General features: G+C 68.5%; 14 protein-coding genes. 8 read left to right on the top strand and 6 right to left on the bottom strand.

Translation table 11 applies throughout. The features are described from left to right. Positions 1 to 52: 52 nt before the first annotated feature. A complete protein-coding gene (locus PKO50_RS07500) occupies positions 53 to 2,695 on the bottom strand; it encodes a LuxR C-terminal-related transcriptional regulator (RefSeq protein ID WP_275629258.1) in 2,643 nt (880 codons plus the stop codon). A gap of 608 nt (positions 2,696 to 3,303) precedes the next feature. Between PKO50_RS07500 and PKO50_RS07495 the strand changes: the two genes are divergently transcribed. From PKO50_RS07495 to PKO50_RS07485, 3 genes are all read left to right on the top strand, one after another. Then, a complete protein-coding gene (locus tag PKO50_RS07495; RefSeq protein ID WP_275629257.1) occupies positions 3,304 to 4,428 on the top strand; it encodes a PilT/PilU family type 4a pilus ATPase in 1,125 nt (374 codons plus the stop codon). Between the two features lie 241 nt (positions 4,429 to 4,669). Then, complete coding sequence (locus tag PKO50_RS07490) at positions 4,670 to 5,233, top strand: GNAT family N-acetyltransferase (RefSeq protein WP_109932314.1); 564 nt, start codon at positions 4,670 to 4,672, stop codon at positions 5,231 to 5,233. A 966-nt stretch (positions 5,234 to 6,199) separates the two neighbouring features. After that, on the top strand, positions 6,200 to 6,688 hold the full coding sequence (locus PKO50_RS07485; protein ID WP_256595915.1) for a hypothetical protein: 489 nt from the start codon (positions 6,200 to 6,202) through the stop codon (positions 6,686 to 6,688). Positions 6,689 to 6,691: 3 nt separating this feature from the next. Here the strand turns inward: PKO50_RS07485 and PKO50_RS07480 are convergent, their stop codons facing one another. Beyond that, positions 6,692 to 7,600, bottom strand: coding sequence for a YihY/virulence factor BrkB family protein (locus PKO50_RS07480; protein ID WP_109935209.1), 909 nt, complete (start codon positions 7,598 to 7,600; stop codon positions 6,692 to 6,694). 192 nt (positions 7,601 to 7,792) lie between these two features. Between PKO50_RS07480 and PKO50_RS07475 the strand changes: the two genes are divergently transcribed. The 3 genes from PKO50_RS07475 (at position 7,793) to PKO50_RS07465 (ending at position 8,675) form a co-directional block, all read left to right on the top strand. Next, a complete protein-coding gene (locus PKO50_RS07475; RefSeq protein ID WP_089394017.1) occupies positions 7,793 to 8,251 on the top strand; it encodes a hypothetical protein in 459 nt (152 codons plus the stop codon). Continuing rightward, positions 8,248 to 8,439, top strand: a complete 192-nt coding sequence (locus PKO50_RS07470; RefSeq protein ID WP_089394016.1) for a hypothetical protein — start codon at positions 8,248 to 8,250, stop codon at positions 8,437 to 8,439. Before PKO50_RS07475 ends, PKO50_RS07470 begins: the two co-directional genes overlap by 4 nt. Positions 8,440 to 8,543: 104 nt before the next feature. After that, a complete protein-coding gene (locus tag PKO50_RS07465; protein ID WP_256595914.1) occupies positions 8,544 to 8,675 on the top strand; it encodes a hypothetical protein in 132 nt (43 codons plus the stop codon). A 722-nt stretch (positions 8,676 to 9,397) separates the two neighbouring features. On the opposite strand, the gene PKO50_RS07460 is transcribed toward PKO50_RS07465, so the two are convergent. Further along, a protein-coding gene (locus tag PKO50_RS07460) for an IS3 family transposase (RefSeq protein WP_275627392.1) occupies positions 9,398 to 10,572 on the bottom strand; the annotation gives its coding sequence in 2 pieces (ribosomal slippage) (positions 9,398 to 10,308 and positions 10,308 to 10,572; 1,176 coding nt in all). A 471-nt stretch (positions 10,573 to 11,043) separates the two neighbouring features. After that, positions 11,044 to 11,583: a peptide deformylase gene (def, locus tag PKO50_RS07455; protein ID WP_089394015.1), complete on the bottom strand. Its 540-nt coding sequence runs from the start codon at positions 11,581 to 11,583 to the stop codon at positions 11,044 to 11,046. A 224-nt stretch (positions 11,584 to 11,807) separates the two neighbouring features. Here def and PKO50_RS07450 point away from each other — a divergent pair, with 224 nt between their 5' ends. Further along, complete coding sequence (locus tag PKO50_RS07450; RefSeq protein ID WP_109936361.1) at positions 11,808 to 12,362, top strand: hypothetical protein; 555 nt, start codon at positions 11,808 to 11,810, stop codon at positions 12,360 to 12,362. A gap of 83 nt (positions 12,363 to 12,445) precedes the next feature. Here PKO50_RS07450 and PKO50_RS07445 read toward each other — a convergent pair whose 3' ends face one another. Then, positions 12,446 to 13,282 (bottom strand): S1-like domain-containing RNA-binding protein, encoded by an 837-nt coding sequence (locus tag PKO50_RS07445; protein ID WP_089394013.1) that lies wholly within the window; start codon positions 13,280 to 13,282, stop codon positions 12,446 to 12,448. Positions 13,283 to 13,312: 30 nt separating this feature from the next. Next, complete coding sequence (locus PKO50_RS07440; RefSeq protein ID WP_275629256.1) at positions 13,313 to 15,082, bottom strand: ABC transporter transmembrane domain-containing protein; 1,770 nt, start codon at positions 15,080 to 15,082, stop codon at positions 13,313 to 13,315. Positions 15,083 to 15,230: 148 nt separating this feature from the next. Between PKO50_RS07440 and PKO50_RS07435 the strand changes: the two genes are divergently transcribed. Beyond that, entirely contained in the window at positions 15,231 to 15,431 is a 201-nt protein-coding gene (locus PKO50_RS07435) for a hypothetical protein (protein ID WP_333474522.1), read from the top strand. Positions 15,432 to 15,472 lie beyond the last annotated feature (41 nt).

Here is a 15,472-nt window from a genome sequence, read left to right as displayed (position 1 = left end):
GTCGAGGCGGCGTGCCACTTGCCGCTCCGGTTGGCCGGGGCGGCGCCCCGGCTCAGGGCAGGATGGCCCGGCGCCGCGCCACGGCCAGCGCTTCCCGGCGCCGGTGCACGCCCAGCTTGGCGTAGACCGACTTCAGGTGCTGCTTGACCGTCTCCGGGGAAATCCCCAGTTCGCGGGCGATGACCTTGGTGGTGCGGCCGCCGGCCAGGCCCATCAGCGCATCCAGCTCGCGCCGGGTGAACAGGGCCTGGGCATCCAGGCGCGCGCGGAAGTGCCTTTCCCACAGCTCGATGCAGCGCGTGATCAGCGGTACCTCGGCACGCCCCTGGCGCCGCGACATCTCGCGCAGGTGGGTGACCACCTCGGCGCCGGCCTCGATGAAGCTCTGCACCGCCAGCCCCTCGCCGAACAGCTCCAGCGCTTCGTCGAGCACCGCCATGGGCGTGCCGGGCAGCTCGCCGGCCAGCAGCGCGTGGGCCTTGAGCACCAGCGCCTGGCCGACGCCGAAGCGGTTCTGCCGCTCGCGGGCCAGGCGCTCGAAGGCTTCCGCCGCCTCCAGCGCGCCGGCCATCTGGCCCTGGGCGGCCAGCAGCCAGTAGTGGGCCTGGGCGATGGCGACCAGTTCAGCCCAGAACAGCGGCCGCCCGTCCAGTACCTCCTGCCAGAGCCGCGCCAGGTTGATCTCCATCGCCAGCGCCAGGCCCGCCTCCACCTCGCGCTGGCGCAGGCGTAGCTCCACCAGGGTCGCGCCCACCGCGCGGCGCAGCGGGTATTCGAGGGTGTGCCCGGAACGCGCCGCCTCCAGGCTGGCCAGGGCCTGGGCGCTGTCGCCGAGGAAGAAGGCCGCCCGCGCCGCGCCTATCAGGCCCCGCTCCCAGACCTCGGCCAGGGAGGCGCCCAGGCGCGAGGCGCAATGGGAGAACGCCTGCCGCGCCTGCTCCAGGTCGCCGCGCACGTAGTGGACGTGGCCGAGCAGCGCGTGGACCATGTGGAACAGCAGGCTCGCCTGGGGCGCGGCCAGCGGCCCGTCCTTGGCCAGCAGGCCGGTCACCGTCTGCAGCACGTCGTCGTAGCGCGCCTGGGCGCTGTCGCTCAGGGCGCGGTAGACCAGCGACCAGGGCTGGTTCTCGCGAAAGCCCTCGCTGCGGTTGATGGCGATGAACTCCTCCAGGCGCAGGCGCGCCTCGTCGACGTTCCCGTAGCGCAGCAGCAGCATGATCTCGCTCGGCAGCACCAGGCACAGGTAGCGCGGGTCCTCGAAGAAGCGCGCGCGGGCGTCGACCATGGCCCGCCGCACCACTTCGCGGACGGCGCCGTCGCCGGCCCGCTGCACGTTGCCGATGACCATCATCGCCCGCACGTAGAGCAGGTCGGTGCGCGTCTCGGCGTCTTCCGGCGAGGCCACCTCGCCGCCGAACGCCGCCTCCAGCCGCGACAGGTCGAGGCTGTCCTGCAGCGTCTCGCCGCTGAGCATGTGCAGGCAGATGAGCATCAGGCGCAGGCGCGGCTCCCGGCGCACCAGGGTCAGGGGCAGCAGTTCGAGCAGCGCCCGGGTGCGCACCGCCCCCTCGCAGACCAGCAGGCGCACCGCGCCGGCGCCGAGGATGATGGACACCGCCTGGAAGTAGAGGCCGCCCTGGGCGGCGTGCTCGACGGCGCGGAACACCTGCTGGCGCCGGGCGTGGAATTCCGCGGCGCGCCCCTGCAGCCAGGCGAAGCGCTCCGGCTCGCGGCTTTCCAGGCGGCCGAGGAGGAATTCGCGCAGCAGCGGGTGCAGGCGCACCCGCAGCGGCTGCTCGGGCACCACGATGGGCACCAGGCGCGCCGCCTCGCGCAGCCAGCGCTCGGCGTCGTCGCGCCCGCGCAGGAAGTTGGCGCTCGGCACGTCCACGCTGTCGAGCACGCTGCAGTCCAGGAGGAACTCGCCCAGCTCGCTCGGCCAGCTGGCGAGCACCTCCTCGGCCAGGTAGTCGAAGATGCCGCCCAGCGAGGCGTACTGGTCGGTTTCCGGCGGCCCTTCGCCGGCCGGGCTGCCCTGGCAGCGCAGGCGCAGCAGCTGCAGGGCGAAGGGCCAGCCCTCGGTGTAGTCCGCCCAGTAGCGGGCGCGCGCCTCGCCCAGCAGGGCGCCGAGCAGTTGCTGCGACTCTTCCCCGGTGAAGCGCAGGCTGTCGGCCTCCACCACCCGCAGCAGGCCGGCCAGCTGCAGCTGCGTGATCGGCAGCAGCGGTTGCCGGCGGCTGCCCAGCAACAGCCGGCAGCCGGACGGCAGGCGCCGGGCCAGTTGCTCCAGCAGGCGCTCGACCTCGGGGCTCAGGGCCAGCTCGACCTGGTCGAGGAACAGGTTGCAGTTCAGCGGGCAGGCCTCCAGCAGCCCGAGCAGCGCGCCCAGGCCGTTGTCCCCCGCCGGCTCCGCGATGCCCTCGCGCAGGCCCTGCAGCAGGCTGTCGAGAAAGAGCTCCGGCTGGTAGTCGCTGTCGCTGCAGTTCACCCAGAAGGTGCGCTCGCCGCGCCCGGCCAGCAGGCGCTCGGCCTGGGCCAGCAGGGTGGTCTTGCCGAAGCCCGCCGGTGCGCAGACCAGCACCAGGCGTGCATCGCTGGGCGCGGCGCCGAGCAGGGCGTCGAGCAGGCGTTGGCGGGTGAGCGAATCGCTGATGTCGACGATCGGGGCGAAGCGGCCATCGGCCAACGTATTCATGGTTGCTGCTCCCATACGTTCTCCAGGGGCGCCCGGCAGCCGGCGCGGGCTGGTAGTGGGCAGAGGCTGGTGGTCGGCGGGAAGGGCTGCGCTCGCGGGCCCGGGGAGGTCTACAGGGGGGCCGTATCCTGCCGTGGGCCCGGCCAGCCGGCCGGGGCGAGTCCTGTCATGCGCCTGCAGGGGCCGGGCGGCCCGTGCCGCGGGCGCCCAGCCTTGAAAGTATGTGAAGCACCCGGAAGCGGGCGCCGCTCAAAAACGGGGGATACCGGCCACCTGGATGGGGGAGTTCGGCGTCGTATCCGGCCGCCATCGGGCACTCAAGGGAAAGCATTAAGGGATTGCCACCAAGATCAGCCGGCCGGCTCTGATAGACGCGGGGAAAACGCCGTTTTGGTTGTGGGCAAATGCCCAACATCGCATACCGCCTTCCCCTGCCCTCGCCAGCCTTCCCTCTGGCATGCTTCGGGCGGCGCAACGACGCAGATCAACATGCGCCCGCCGCCCTCCGGCTAGGCTGCGCGCCACCACAGGCCACCGTCCGCCAGGCCGGCTAGGCTGAGAACATGCGCCCGGGCCACCCCGGGCGCCCGCCCTTGCGAGGATTCCCCATGAGCGATGCCAGCGACAGCGCCCTGCCCGACGTCTTCAGCCAGTTGCACCTGCTGGCGCAGCACGCCGGTTCCGACATGTTCTTCAGCGTCGGCGCGGCGCCGCACATCAAGGTCGAGGGCGTCAGCCGCCCGATCGGCGAGCGCCGCCTGCGCGCCGGCGAGGTCAAGCTGCTGGCCTACCAGTTGATGTCGCCGCAGCAGATCGCCGAGTTCGAGCGCGACCTGGAGATGAACCTGGCGGTGGCCGTGCCCGGCAGCGGGCGCTTCCGCGTCAACGTCTACTTGCAGCGCGGCGAGGTGGCCATGGTGGTGCGGCTGATCAGGCAGGTCATCCCCGACGCCGCCAGCCTCGGCCTGCCGACGATCCTGGAGAAGCTGGCGGTACAGGACCGCGGGCTGATCCTGGTGGTGGGCGCGGCCGGTTCCGGCAAGTCCACCACCCTGGCCTCGATGCTCGACTTCCGCAACCGCCACCGCTCGGGGCACATCGTCTGCATCGAGGACCCCATCGAGTTTCTGCACAGCCACCAGCGCTCGATCATCGACCAGCGCGAGGTCGGCCTGGACACCCACAGCTTCGAGGATGCCCTGCGCAACGTGCTGCGCGAGGCGCCGGACGTGATCATGCTCGGCGAGATCCGCGACGCCGCCACCATGCAGCACGCCCTGCACTACGCCGAGACCGGCCACCTGTGCGTGGCCACCCTGCACGGCACCAGCGCCCGCCACGCCATCGAGCGCATCGCCCGCTTCTTCCCCGACGAGGCCCGCCCGCAGGTGCTGGCCGACCTGTCGCAGAACCTCCTGGCGCTGGTCGGCCAGCGCCTGGTGCCGGGCACCACCCAGCGCCGCGTGGTGGCGGTGGAACTGGTGCTGGGCACCCCGCACATCCGCGGGCTGATCCAGCGCGACGAGCTGCCGGAACTGCGCGGCGCCATCGAACGCGCCCTGGAGCAAGGCATGCAGAGCTTCGACCAGAGCCTGTACCAACTGCTCGAAGCCGGCCGCATCAGCATCGCCGACGCCCTGAAATTCGCCGACTCGCGCACCGACCTGAGCCTGAAGATCAAGCTGGAACGGGGCTTCGACGGCGACGAGGGCGGAAGCGCCTTCGGCATCTGAGCGCGGATCGCGGACGGAGTCCCTCCTGCGGGGGAAATGCCATGCGTCACGGAAACCTGTAGGAGCAGATCTCATCCGCGAATCACGCCGATATGCCCGGTTATCGCGGATAAGGTCCTACATGACCGCATGGTGTTTCCCTTGCCCAACTACCCCGAAACATCCGTACGTATATCCAACACGGCGGAGCACCCTGCGATTGCTAGGCTTCCCGGCTCACCTACGTCCCCGGAGGGAGCCGATGAATTTCCCGCGAGAGTTGCAGAGCCAACGCCTGATCCTGCGCCCCATGCATCTGGATGACGCCGACGCGCTGTTCTCGATGATGTCCGACCCGCAGGTGATGAGGTACTGGAACACCCCACCCTGGACCTCGCCGCAACAGGCCGTGGACAGCCTGCAGCGCGACCTGGCGGGCTATGCCGACGGCAGTTGCCTGACACTGGCCCTGACCCGCCGCGAAAACGCCGCATTCCTCGGCACCTGTACGCTACATACCTTCTCCGGCGACTCGCGCCGCGCCGAGCTGGGCTATTGCCTGGCCCGCCACGCCCAGGGACAGGGCTACATGAACGAAGCCCTGCGCACCCTGCTCGACCATGCCTTCGGCGACATGCGCCTGAATCGCCTGGAGGCGGACATCGACCCGCGCAACCAGGCCTCCGCCGCCACCCTGGAACGCCTGGGCTTCCAGCGCGAGGGGTTGCTGCGGCAACGCTGGATAGTCGCCGGGGAAGTGTCTGACTCGGCACTGTATGGGCTGCTCACCAAGGACTGGGCCCAAACGCGAGCGCAAAACCTGTAGGAGCGGATTCCATCCGCGATCGTGCTCAGGCGCGGCCGGCCCATCGCGGACGGAGTCCTACGTCCGTGCTTCCTGGAACCGTAGGAGCGGACTTTGTCCGCGATCATGGCGGATAACGCTGTAGGCGTTATGCGCCCTACGAACTATCGCGAACGCGGAAACCCAGGGTTCGCGAGCAAGAACTAGGCGTCCCCTCGATCCTACGAAGAGCAGTGCCGCTCTTGATTTTGGGTTTCCAGAGAAACAACCGAGCGCACCGGAACGCCCCTTCAGAAGGCCGAGCGAAACCGGCGCTCAGGAGGTCATGCGACATGGATGTCGCTAGAGCCCCGATCAGCACAGGGACGTGCTGTCGGGGCGGGCCTCCGTGGCGGGGGAGTTCGCGAGGGTAGCCCGGCTCCATCGGGCCCGTATGCGGGGCAAGCCTTTTTGGTTCCTTTTTGCGGGGGTGGCCTTCCACCGTTTGACAAAAGTGACTCGCCCGAGGGGGCGAAACAAGAAACATCAACGCACTCGGAGCGGCGCGCTACACCCAAACCCGACGTCTTTTCAATGACGAGGGGTGGAGATCGGAGCACAGGCCCAAGGTTCGCGAGCAAGCTCGCTCCTACGGGAGAAATGCCATGCCTCACGGCAACCTGTAGGAGCGGGCCCTGCCCGCGATTTCGCGCGCAGGGCGCGCTCCTACATGGGAATGGTGCGGAGGGGACAGTTGCTCGCGAAACACCATCGTAGGATGGGTGGAGCGAAGCGATACCCATCGCCATGGCCGCATGGGTTTCGCCCAGGCTCAACCCATCCTACGAGGAACACTTCGGCGCCATGCCCGGGCAGTTGCAGCTTCGCTGGCACCCGGCGCCGATCCCCCGGCTACAGAACGCCGCATCGCCCGTCTATGCTTGCCCACACGGAAACGGCAAAATCGTCGACTCCGCGCCCGTTCGCCATCGAGGGACCTTCATGGGCATGCGCCACCCATTCTCCTGCCTGGCCGTCATCGGCCTGCCGCTGTACCTGGCCGGCTGCGCCAGCCATGACGCCGAGGAGCAGCACCAGCTGTACCGCAACGACATGCTCGAGGCGAAGCTGCTGATCGCCTCGGCCGACCCGGGCAACTACGCCCGCGCCAACGACCTGCTGGCGCATGCCCGCGCTGCCGACCAGCGCGGCGAGGTGGCCTTCTACGAGGCGCTGCTGAAGATCCGCCAGCAGGCCCCGGCGGACCAGGCCCTGCCCCTGCTGGAGCGCGCCGCCAAGGCCGGCCAGCCCTATGCCATCGCCCTGCTCTACCGCGTCTACAGCCAGCCCATGCTCGGCCAGGATGCCGACGCGCTGAAGGCCGAGGAATACCGCAAGGCCTACGCCGAGCTGGACGTGGCCAAGAGCGGCTACCCGAACTTCGAGCGCGCCGGGCAGATCGTCGAGCAGTTGCTGAGCCAGCAGCCGGCGCAGTGAGCCTCAGCCCTCCTCGGGGCTGCGCGCCTCGGCCTGTTCGAAGGTGCGCTCGCCGGGGTTCTTGCCGTGGGGCAGGTGGTGTTCGATCACCGCGTTGAGCTCGGCGCCCAGCAGCAGCACCGCGGCGGAGATGTAGAAGTACAGCAGCAGCACGATGATGGCGCCGACGCTGCCGTACATGGCGTTGTAGTCGGCGAAGTTCTTCACGTAGAAGCCGAAGGCCAGGGACGCCGCCACCCAGGCCACCACCGCCAGCACCGAGCCGGGGGTGATGAAGCGGAACTTCTGCTTCACGTTGGGGGTGGCGTAGTAGATCACCGCCACCGCCATCATCATCAGCAGGATCACCACCGGCCAGCGCAGCAGCGACCAGAGCACCACCACGTATTCCTGCAGGCCGATCCGCTCGGCGATCCAGCCCATCACCTGCGGCCCGAGGATCATCAGCGCGGCCACCAGCATCAGCATCACCGCCAGGCCCAGGGTGTAGAACAGCGACAGCGGCACGCGCTTCCACACCGGGCGCATCTCGCGCACGTCGTAGGCGGCGTTGAGCGCATTCATCAACGAGCGCACCGCCGCCGAGGACGACCAGAGCGCGACCACGATCCCCACCGAGAGCAGCCCGCCCTGGCGCTGCTGCAGCTGGTCGATGATCGGGTTGACCTGCTCCAGGGCCTGGCCCGGCAGCACGTAGGCGGCCTGCTCGCGCAGCCAGTCGAAGAATTCCGGCAGGTGCAGGAAGCCCAGCAGGGCGATGAGGAACAGCAGGAACGGGAACAGCGAGAACAGCCCCTGGTAGGCCAGCGCCGCCGCGTAGGTGGGCATCTCGTCGTCGAGGAATTCCTTGACGGTCAGTTTCAGCAGTTGCCAGGGGCCCAGGCTCAGGCCCCGAAGATCCATGAATTGCATGCCAGGTTTCCTTCCTCCACATCCGGCCGCGGCGCGGCCCCGTATCGACGGTTGACCCGCCGGCACGGCTCAAGTTCGGTCGTTTCGGCCAAGCCTAGCCACTCGGCGCGGCCAGGGGAAGTTTCCCCCGGGCGGGCAGGTGTAGGAAATGGCCTATACACTTCAGCGCAACCACAGCCGGAGGAACCCCGCATGCCCATCCCGATGCTCCGCCCCGCCCGCCGCCTCGGCGCCACCCTGCTGCTCGCCGCCGCGGCCTTCGCCAGCCTGCAACCCCAGGCCCGGGCCGAGGACGAAGCCACCTTCCTCAAGGAGTCGGCCGCCTTCTTCGAGCAGCAGAGCAAGCAGCTGCCGGTGCAGGTGGACCAGGTGACGCGCCTGGAGAACGTGCGCCTGGACACCGACAGCAAGGTGCTGCACTACCGCTACGGCCTCTCCAGCATGAAGGCCGAGGGCATGCAGGCCAGCGCCCTGGACAAGTTCAAGAGCGAGCAACGCGCCCGCCTGGAGCGCGCCACCTGCCAGCAGCCGGCGCTGCTGCAGCGCATCCGCGAGCACGGCATCCGCGTCGCCCACGACTACGACGGCAGCGATGGCAAGCCGCTGGCGAGCATCGAGATCGACCCGCAGACACTCCAGTGCCAGGGATGAGCCGCGCCGACTACCACCGCGAAAACGCAACCCGGGCCGAAGCCGAGGCCCGCCGGCTGCTGGCCGAGCGCCAGGCCCTGGGCGGGCGCTGGCTGGCCTGGGTGGCCGGCGAGCTCTACCGCCTGGGCCCGCCACAGTACGCGGCCATGGTCCGCCGCGAACTGGAGCGCCTGAGCGGCGACGCCTGAAACGCCCGGCAGGTCTATGCTGTAGGAGCACCGGCCTCCTCCACGGGCCGGCGGAACGACGACCGCAGGGATGCCAAAGCTTCCCAGTCCACGAGGTGACGGTCATGAGCAAAGGTCTGAACGCCCACAAGGAAGGCAAGAAAAAGCCCCTGAAGACGGCCCACGAGAAACGCATGGCGAAGAAACAGAAGAAAGCCGGCAATGCGCTGCTCGGCAGCCACGGGCAAACCTCCTGAGTCCAGCGGCGGACGGCCGCCGGGGGCGGTTGTCCGCGATTTATTTCGTGCGTGGTTCCCTGCATCCCACGCTTGGTAGGAGCGAGGGGGATGCCTGGTTTTTGCTCGTGAACCTTCGGCCTGCGCACCTCTCCACCAATCGTCATTCCCACGTTCGCGATAGTTCGTAGGGTTCACCGGCCACGCCGGACACCCCGGTGGCACGGCCGACGGCGGATAACCGCGAACGGTTATGCGCCCTACGAGTTTACCGGCTGACGCTGCGTTATCCGCTTGCTCGGGACAGCCCCCTCTCCCTTCAGGGAGAGGGTTGGGGAGAGGGGACGGACTTCGCCCTGGCACCTCTGCCAACCCTGACGCCGCACCCCTCCCTAACCCTCCCCCGCAAGCGGGAGAGGGGACCGTTCGGCGCGAGGCGAAACCACGAAGCTCCCGGGCTCCCCGTAGGGCACATAACGCCTACGGCGTTATCCGCCATGATCGCGGACAGAGTCCGCTCCTACGGTTCCAGGAAGCACGGTCGTAGGAGCGGACTCCGTCCGCGATTGGATTCACCGGCCACGCCGGACGCCCCGGTGGCACAGCCAACGGCGGATAACCGCGAACGGTTATTCGCCCTACGAACTTGCCGGCTGACGCTGCGTTATCCGCTTGCTCGGGACAGCCCCCTCTCCCTTCAGGGAGAGGGTTGGGGAGAGGGGACGGACTTCGCCCTGTGGTGGTCAAATAATTTCGGACACTTCGATAGGTTGTCTGGGTGGCCTGCGCTCGTAGCTGGTGGGTGGCAGATAGCCCAAGCTGGAGTGCAGACGTACGTTGTTGTAGAAGCCGACGATGTAGTCGGCGATGTCGGTCATAGCCTCGGCATGATTGGCGTAGTCACGTTGCCAGACCCGCTCCATTTTCAGGTTCAGGAAGAAACGTTCCATGACGGCGTTGTCCCAGCAGTTCCCCTTGCGGCTCATGCTCAAAACTAGGCCATGCCGCCTGAGCAGCGCACGATAAACCTCGCTGGCGTACTGGCTACCACGATCCGAGTGCACGACCAGGCCTGGTGCTGGCTGCCGCTGAGCAATCGCCATCTGTAGCGCCGAACAGACCAGTTCCGCCGGCATGTTCGGTGCCATCGCCCAGCCGACGATCTTGCGCGAATACAGGTCCATCACCGCGGCCAGGTACAGCCAACCTCGACGGGTACGGATGTAGGTGATATCCGCCACCCAGGCCTGGTTTACGGCCGGAGGATCGAACTGGCGGGCCAGCAGATTGGAGGCTATCGGCAGGTCATGCTTGCTGTTGGTCGTGTGCACGAACTTGCGCTTCCAGACAGGCCGAAGCCGGTGCTCGCGCATCAGCCGGCGGACTCGGTAGCGTCCTACGCGCACGCCTTCGGAGTTGAGGGCGGCGTGGAGGCGACGACTCCCATAGGTACGCCCGCAGCTCATGAACAGGGCTTTCAGGGAGGCGGCTACCGGGCAGTGCAGGGATGGGCGCAAGGGGCGGCGCTGCGCGGTGTAGTAGCCTGACCGACTGACACCCAGCAGCCGGCACAGCCGCGTAATCCCGACCTTCTTCTGCTGCTGAGCGATTAATCGGTAAATCACTTCAGTTCGCGGGCAAAGAAGGCCGAAGCCTTTTTTAGCAGGTCGTTGTCCTGCTTCAATTGGCGATTCTCGGCCTCCAACTGACGAATCCGCTGCTGCTCGGGTGTCAGCGGCTTACCCACTCCCGCCTGTCCCGACAGTTCGGCTTCGTATTGCTGAATCCAGCGGCGAACTGCCGTCTCTCCCAGGTCCATATCTCGGCAGACCTGCGTAATGCTCAGGCCCTGGTCCTTGATCATCTGGACGACTTGCAGCTTGAAACTGGCATCGAATGTTCTGCGTTTACGGCTCATGAATGACTCCTCTATTCAGTGGATTTTCCACCTATCGAGGTGTCCGAGGAAATTGAACCACCACACCCTGGCACCTCTGCCAACCCTGACGCCGCACCCCCTCCCTAACCCTCCCCCGCAAGCGGGAGAGGGGACCGTTCGGCGCGAGGCGAAACTACGAAGCTCCCGGGCTCCCCGTAGGGCCGGACACCCCGGTGGCACGGCTAACGGCGGATAACCGCGAACGGTTATGCGCCCTACGAGTTTGCCGGCTGACGCTGCGTTATCCGCTTGCTCGGGACAGCCCCCTCTCCCTTCAGGGAGAGGGTTGGGGAGAGGGGACGGACTTCGCTCACGCACCTCTGCCAACCCTTACGCCGCCCCCTCCCTAACCCTCCCCCGCAAGCGGGAGAGGGGACCGTTCGGCGCGAGGCGAAACCACGAAGCTCCCGGGCTCCCCGTAGGGGTTCACCGGCCACGCCGGGCGCCCTCTCAATCATCCGCCTTCGGGTCCAACCCCGGGAACAGCACCTCGGTGAAGCCGAACTTGCCGAAGTCCGTGATCCGCGACGGATACAGCCGGCCGATCAGGTGGTCGCATTCGTGCTGCACCACCCTTGCATGGAAGCCTTCCACCGTGCGGTCGATGGGCTGGCCCTGGGGGTCAAGGCCCTGGTAGCGGATGCGCTTGTAGCGGTTCACCGCGCCGCGCAGGCCGGGGACCGACAGGCAGCCTTCCCAGCCCTCCTCCATTTCCTCGCCCAAGGGCGTGATCACCGGGTTGAGCAGGATGGTCGGCGGCACCGCCGGGGCGTCCGGGTAGCGTTCGCTGCGTTCGAAGCCGAAGATCACCAGCTGCAGGTCCACGCCTATCTGCGGTGCGGCCAGGCCGACGCCGCCGGCGTGGTGCATGGTGTCGAACATGTCGTCGATCAGCCGCTGCAGTTCGGCGCTGCCGATCATCTGCGGCGGCACCGGCGGGGCGACGCGCAGCAAGCGTTCGTCGCCCATCTTGAGAATCTCGCGGATCATGCCCCTGGGCCCCTGGCTGGCGGTTGTGCGTGAACTGGCATCCTCGCCCCTCGCCGGGCGCCTGGCAAGGCCCGCTACGCCCGTCGCCGGCGGCGCCGCCCCTTCACCGCGGGCGTAGAATCAAAGGTACGGGGCGTGGCCGTGGGGCTGCGTTCCGCATGGAACTGCAGCGAACGCTGGAGCGTTTCGTGGGGGGACCCGGGGGACTGACCTGGAGGTGCTCCATGAACAGGCACTACTACATCAGCAACGACCTGGACGAGCTGGAGAACGTCGAGAGCGAGCTGAAGGCCAACGGCATCGCCGAGGAGCAGATGCACGTGCTCAGCGAGCAGGACGCGCAACTCGACCAGCGCCACCTGCACGAAGTGCCGGACGTGATGCGCAAGGACCTGGTGCGCGGTGGCAAGTACGGGCTGGGCATCGGCGTCGCCCTGGCGCTGCTGGTGCTGGCGCTGGGCTACTTCGGCGGCTGGAGCGAAAGCGCCGCCGGCTGGATCCCGGTGCTGTTCCTGGCGGCCGTGCTGCTGGGCTTCAGCCTGTGGGAAGGCAGCTTCTTCGGCCTGCAACGGCCCAGTGGCGACGTGCGGCGCTTCGCGCCCTCGCTGCAGGCCGGGCGGCACGTGTTCTTCGTCGACGTGCGAACGGACCAGGAGCCGCTGCTGGACATGGTCGTCGGGCACCACCCGCGCCTGGAAGTGGCCGGGTTCGGCGCGCCCATGCCGCGCTGGGTGCTGGCCTGGGAACAGGCCTGGCACCGCTTCAGACGCATGATGTAGCGACCGCGGCGGCCGGACCTGCCGCCGCATGATCGCGCTGCGGGCGGCCGCGAGGCTGCCGGGGGAGCTGCGGCCCGGTGGAATCAGCGCAGCTCGATGCGCTCGTCGAGGATGGTGATCAGGCCCTGCTTGAACAGCCCGCCGATGGCCTTCTTGAAATTGCCCTTGCTCACGCCGAACTCGCGGCTGATCACGTCCGGCGGGCTCTTGTCCGACAGCGCCAGGCTGCCGCCGGCCTCGCGCAGGGCGGCGAGGATGCGTTCGCCGAGGTCGTCGCGGGCGGCCTGGCCGACCGGCTGCAGGCTCAGGCTGATCTTGCCGTCGGCGCGCACTTCCTTGATGTAGCCCTTTTCGCGCATGCCGCTGCGGACGAACTTGAACAGCTCGTTCTTGTGGATGAGCCCCCAGTGCCTGCCGTCGATGATGGCCTTGAAGCCCAGGTCGGTGCGCTCCACCACCAGCAGGTCCACTTCCTGGCCCGCCTGGTAGTGCGCCGGGGTGTTGTCCAGGTAGCGGTCCAGGCGCGCGGTGGCGGTGATGCGGCGGGTGCGCTCGTCGATGTAGCAGTGCACCACGCAGTAGTCGCCGACCTGCAGCGGGCGCTTCTCTTCCGAGTGCGGCAGCAGCAGGTCCTTGGGCAGGCCCCAGTCGAGGAACAGGCCGACGCGGCTGACCTCCACCACCTTCAGGCTGGCGAAGCCGCCGACCTGCACCTTGGGCTTCAGGGTGGTGGCGATGATGCGGTCTTCGCTGTCGAGGTAGATGAAGACGTTGAGCCACTCGCCCGGCTCGGTGGGCTCGTCCTTGGGCACGTAGCGCTTGGGCAGGAGGATTTCGCCATGGGGGCCGCCATCGAGGAACAGGCCGATCTCGGTGTGCTTGACCACCTGCAGGGAATTGAAGCGGCCGATGGCTGCCATGTGCGTGACTCCGGGGAAAAGGCCGGCATTCTACACGCTCTGCACCTGGCCGAACTGCAATTCCGCCAGGCGTGCGTAAAGCGGGTTGCCGGCCACCAGCTCGGCGTGGGTGCCCAGGGCCAGCAGGCGGCCCTGGTCGATCACGGCGATGCGGTCGGCGCCCAGCACCGTGGCCAGGCGGTGGGCGATGACCAGGGTGGTGCGCCCGCTCATCAGTTGCGGCAGGGCCTGCTGGATCAGGTGCTCGCTCTCGGCGTCCAGCGCGCTGGTGGCTTCGTCGAGCAGCAGGATGGGCGCGTCCACCAGCAGCGCGCGGGCGATGGCCAGGCGCTGGCGCTGGCCGCCGGAAAGGCCCACGCCGCTCTCGCCCAGGTGGGTGCGGTAGCCCTCGGGCAGGCGCTGGATGAAGCCGTCGGCATGGGCCGCGCGGGCCGCCGCGCGCACCGCCTCGTCGCTGGCGTCGGGGCGGCCGTAGCGCAGGTTGTCCTCCACCGTGCCGTAGAACAGCGCCGGGCTCTGCGACACCAGGGCGAAGCAACGGCGCAGGTCGGCGGGGTCGAGGCGGGTGATGGGCGTGCCGTCGATGCGGATCTCGCCCTGCTGCGGGTCGAAGAAGCGCAGCAGCAGGTCGAACAGGGTGGACTTGCCGGCGCCGGAGGGGCCGACCAGGGCCAGGGTCTCGCCGGGACGCACGTCCAGGTCGATGCCGTCGATGGCCCAGTGCTCCGGGCGCGACGGGTAGGCGAAGCGCAGGCCGCGCAGCTCGATGCGCCCCTCGACGCGCCCGGGCAGGCGCAGCAGCCCTTCCTGCGGCGCGACTATCTGGTTGCGCGCGCGCAGCAGCTCGGCGATGCGCTCGGCCGCCCCGGCGGCGCGCTGCAGCTCGCCCAGCACCTCGCTGAGGGTGCCGAAGGCCATGCCGACGATCAGGCTGTAGAACACGAAGGCCGCCAGCTCGCCGGGGCTGATGCGCCCGGCGATCACGTCCATGCCGCCGACCCACAGCATCACCCCCACCGCGCCCAGCACCAGCAGGATGACCACGCTGACCAGCCAGGAGCGCTGCAGGATGCGCTTGCGCGCGGTGCCGAAGGCGGCCTCCACGGTGCGGCCGAAGCGCTCGCGGTCCTGGGCCTGGTGGTTGTAGGCCTGCACCGTCTTGATCTGCCCGAGGGTCTCGCCGACGTAGCTGCCGACGTCGGCCACGCGGTCCTGGCTCTGCCGCGACAGCTCGCGCACGCGGCGGCCGAACAGGAGGATGGGGACGATCACCAGGGGCAGCGCGGCCACCACTATGCTGGTCAGCTTGGCGTTGGTGACGAACATCAGGATCACCCCGCCGGCCAGGGTCAGGGCGTTGCGCAGGGCCATGGACAGCGAGGAGCCGATCACCGTCTGCAGCAGCGTGGTGTCGGCGGTCAGCCGCGACTGGATCTCCAGCGCGCGGTTGCTCTCGTAGAAGCCCGGGTGCAGCTCGATCAGGTGGTCGAACACGCGCTGGCGGATGTCGGCGACGAAGCGCTCGCCGATCCACGACACCAGGTAGAAGCGCACGAAGGTGCCGAAGGCCAGGCCCAGCACCAGCAGGAAGAAGATGCCGATGGAACGGTTGAGCAGGTGCTCGGACTGGGTGACGAAGCCCTGGTCCACCAGCAGGCGGATGCCCTGCCCCAGGGACAGGGTGATGGCCGCGGTGAACAGCAACGCCAGCAGGGCGCCGAGGGCGCGCCAGCGGTAAGGGCCGAGGAAGGCTCGGGCCAGGCGCAGGGCATTGCGCTGGCGGGATGACAGCAGGGGCATGGGCGGCTCGCGGCGACCGGGAATCGGCCGAGGTTAACACCCCGCCGCGGGCCCCGCGATGGCGCTGCAATGGCCCTTCGGTCGATTTTCACCCCGAAGGACGGTCATTTCCTGTACAATGGGCGGCCATTTCGCGAATGAACAGGTAATGGCAAGCATGTCCAGCAAAACCATCTCCCGCCAGAAGTCCGCCCCGAAACCCGCTGCGGCCGTGACCAGCCGCGAGGCCCTGGAAGCCCAGGTGGCCGCCTTCCTCAAGTCCGGCGGCGAGATCCAGCAAGTCGCCAAGGGCGTCACCGGCCAGCCCAACGGCGCCGCCAGCCGCCACATCAGCCTCGGCAAGAAGTAATCCCCCCGCTCCCCTGCAGGAGCGAGCTTGCTCGCGAACCC

It is taken from the genome of Pseudomonas sp. 273 (assembly GCF_029201425.1).
GTDB lineage: Bacteria > Pseudomonadota > Gammaproteobacteria > Pseudomonadales > Pseudomonadaceae > Pseudomonas > Pseudomonas delhiensis.
This window is presented reverse-complemented; position numbering and strand designations above follow the sequence as displayed.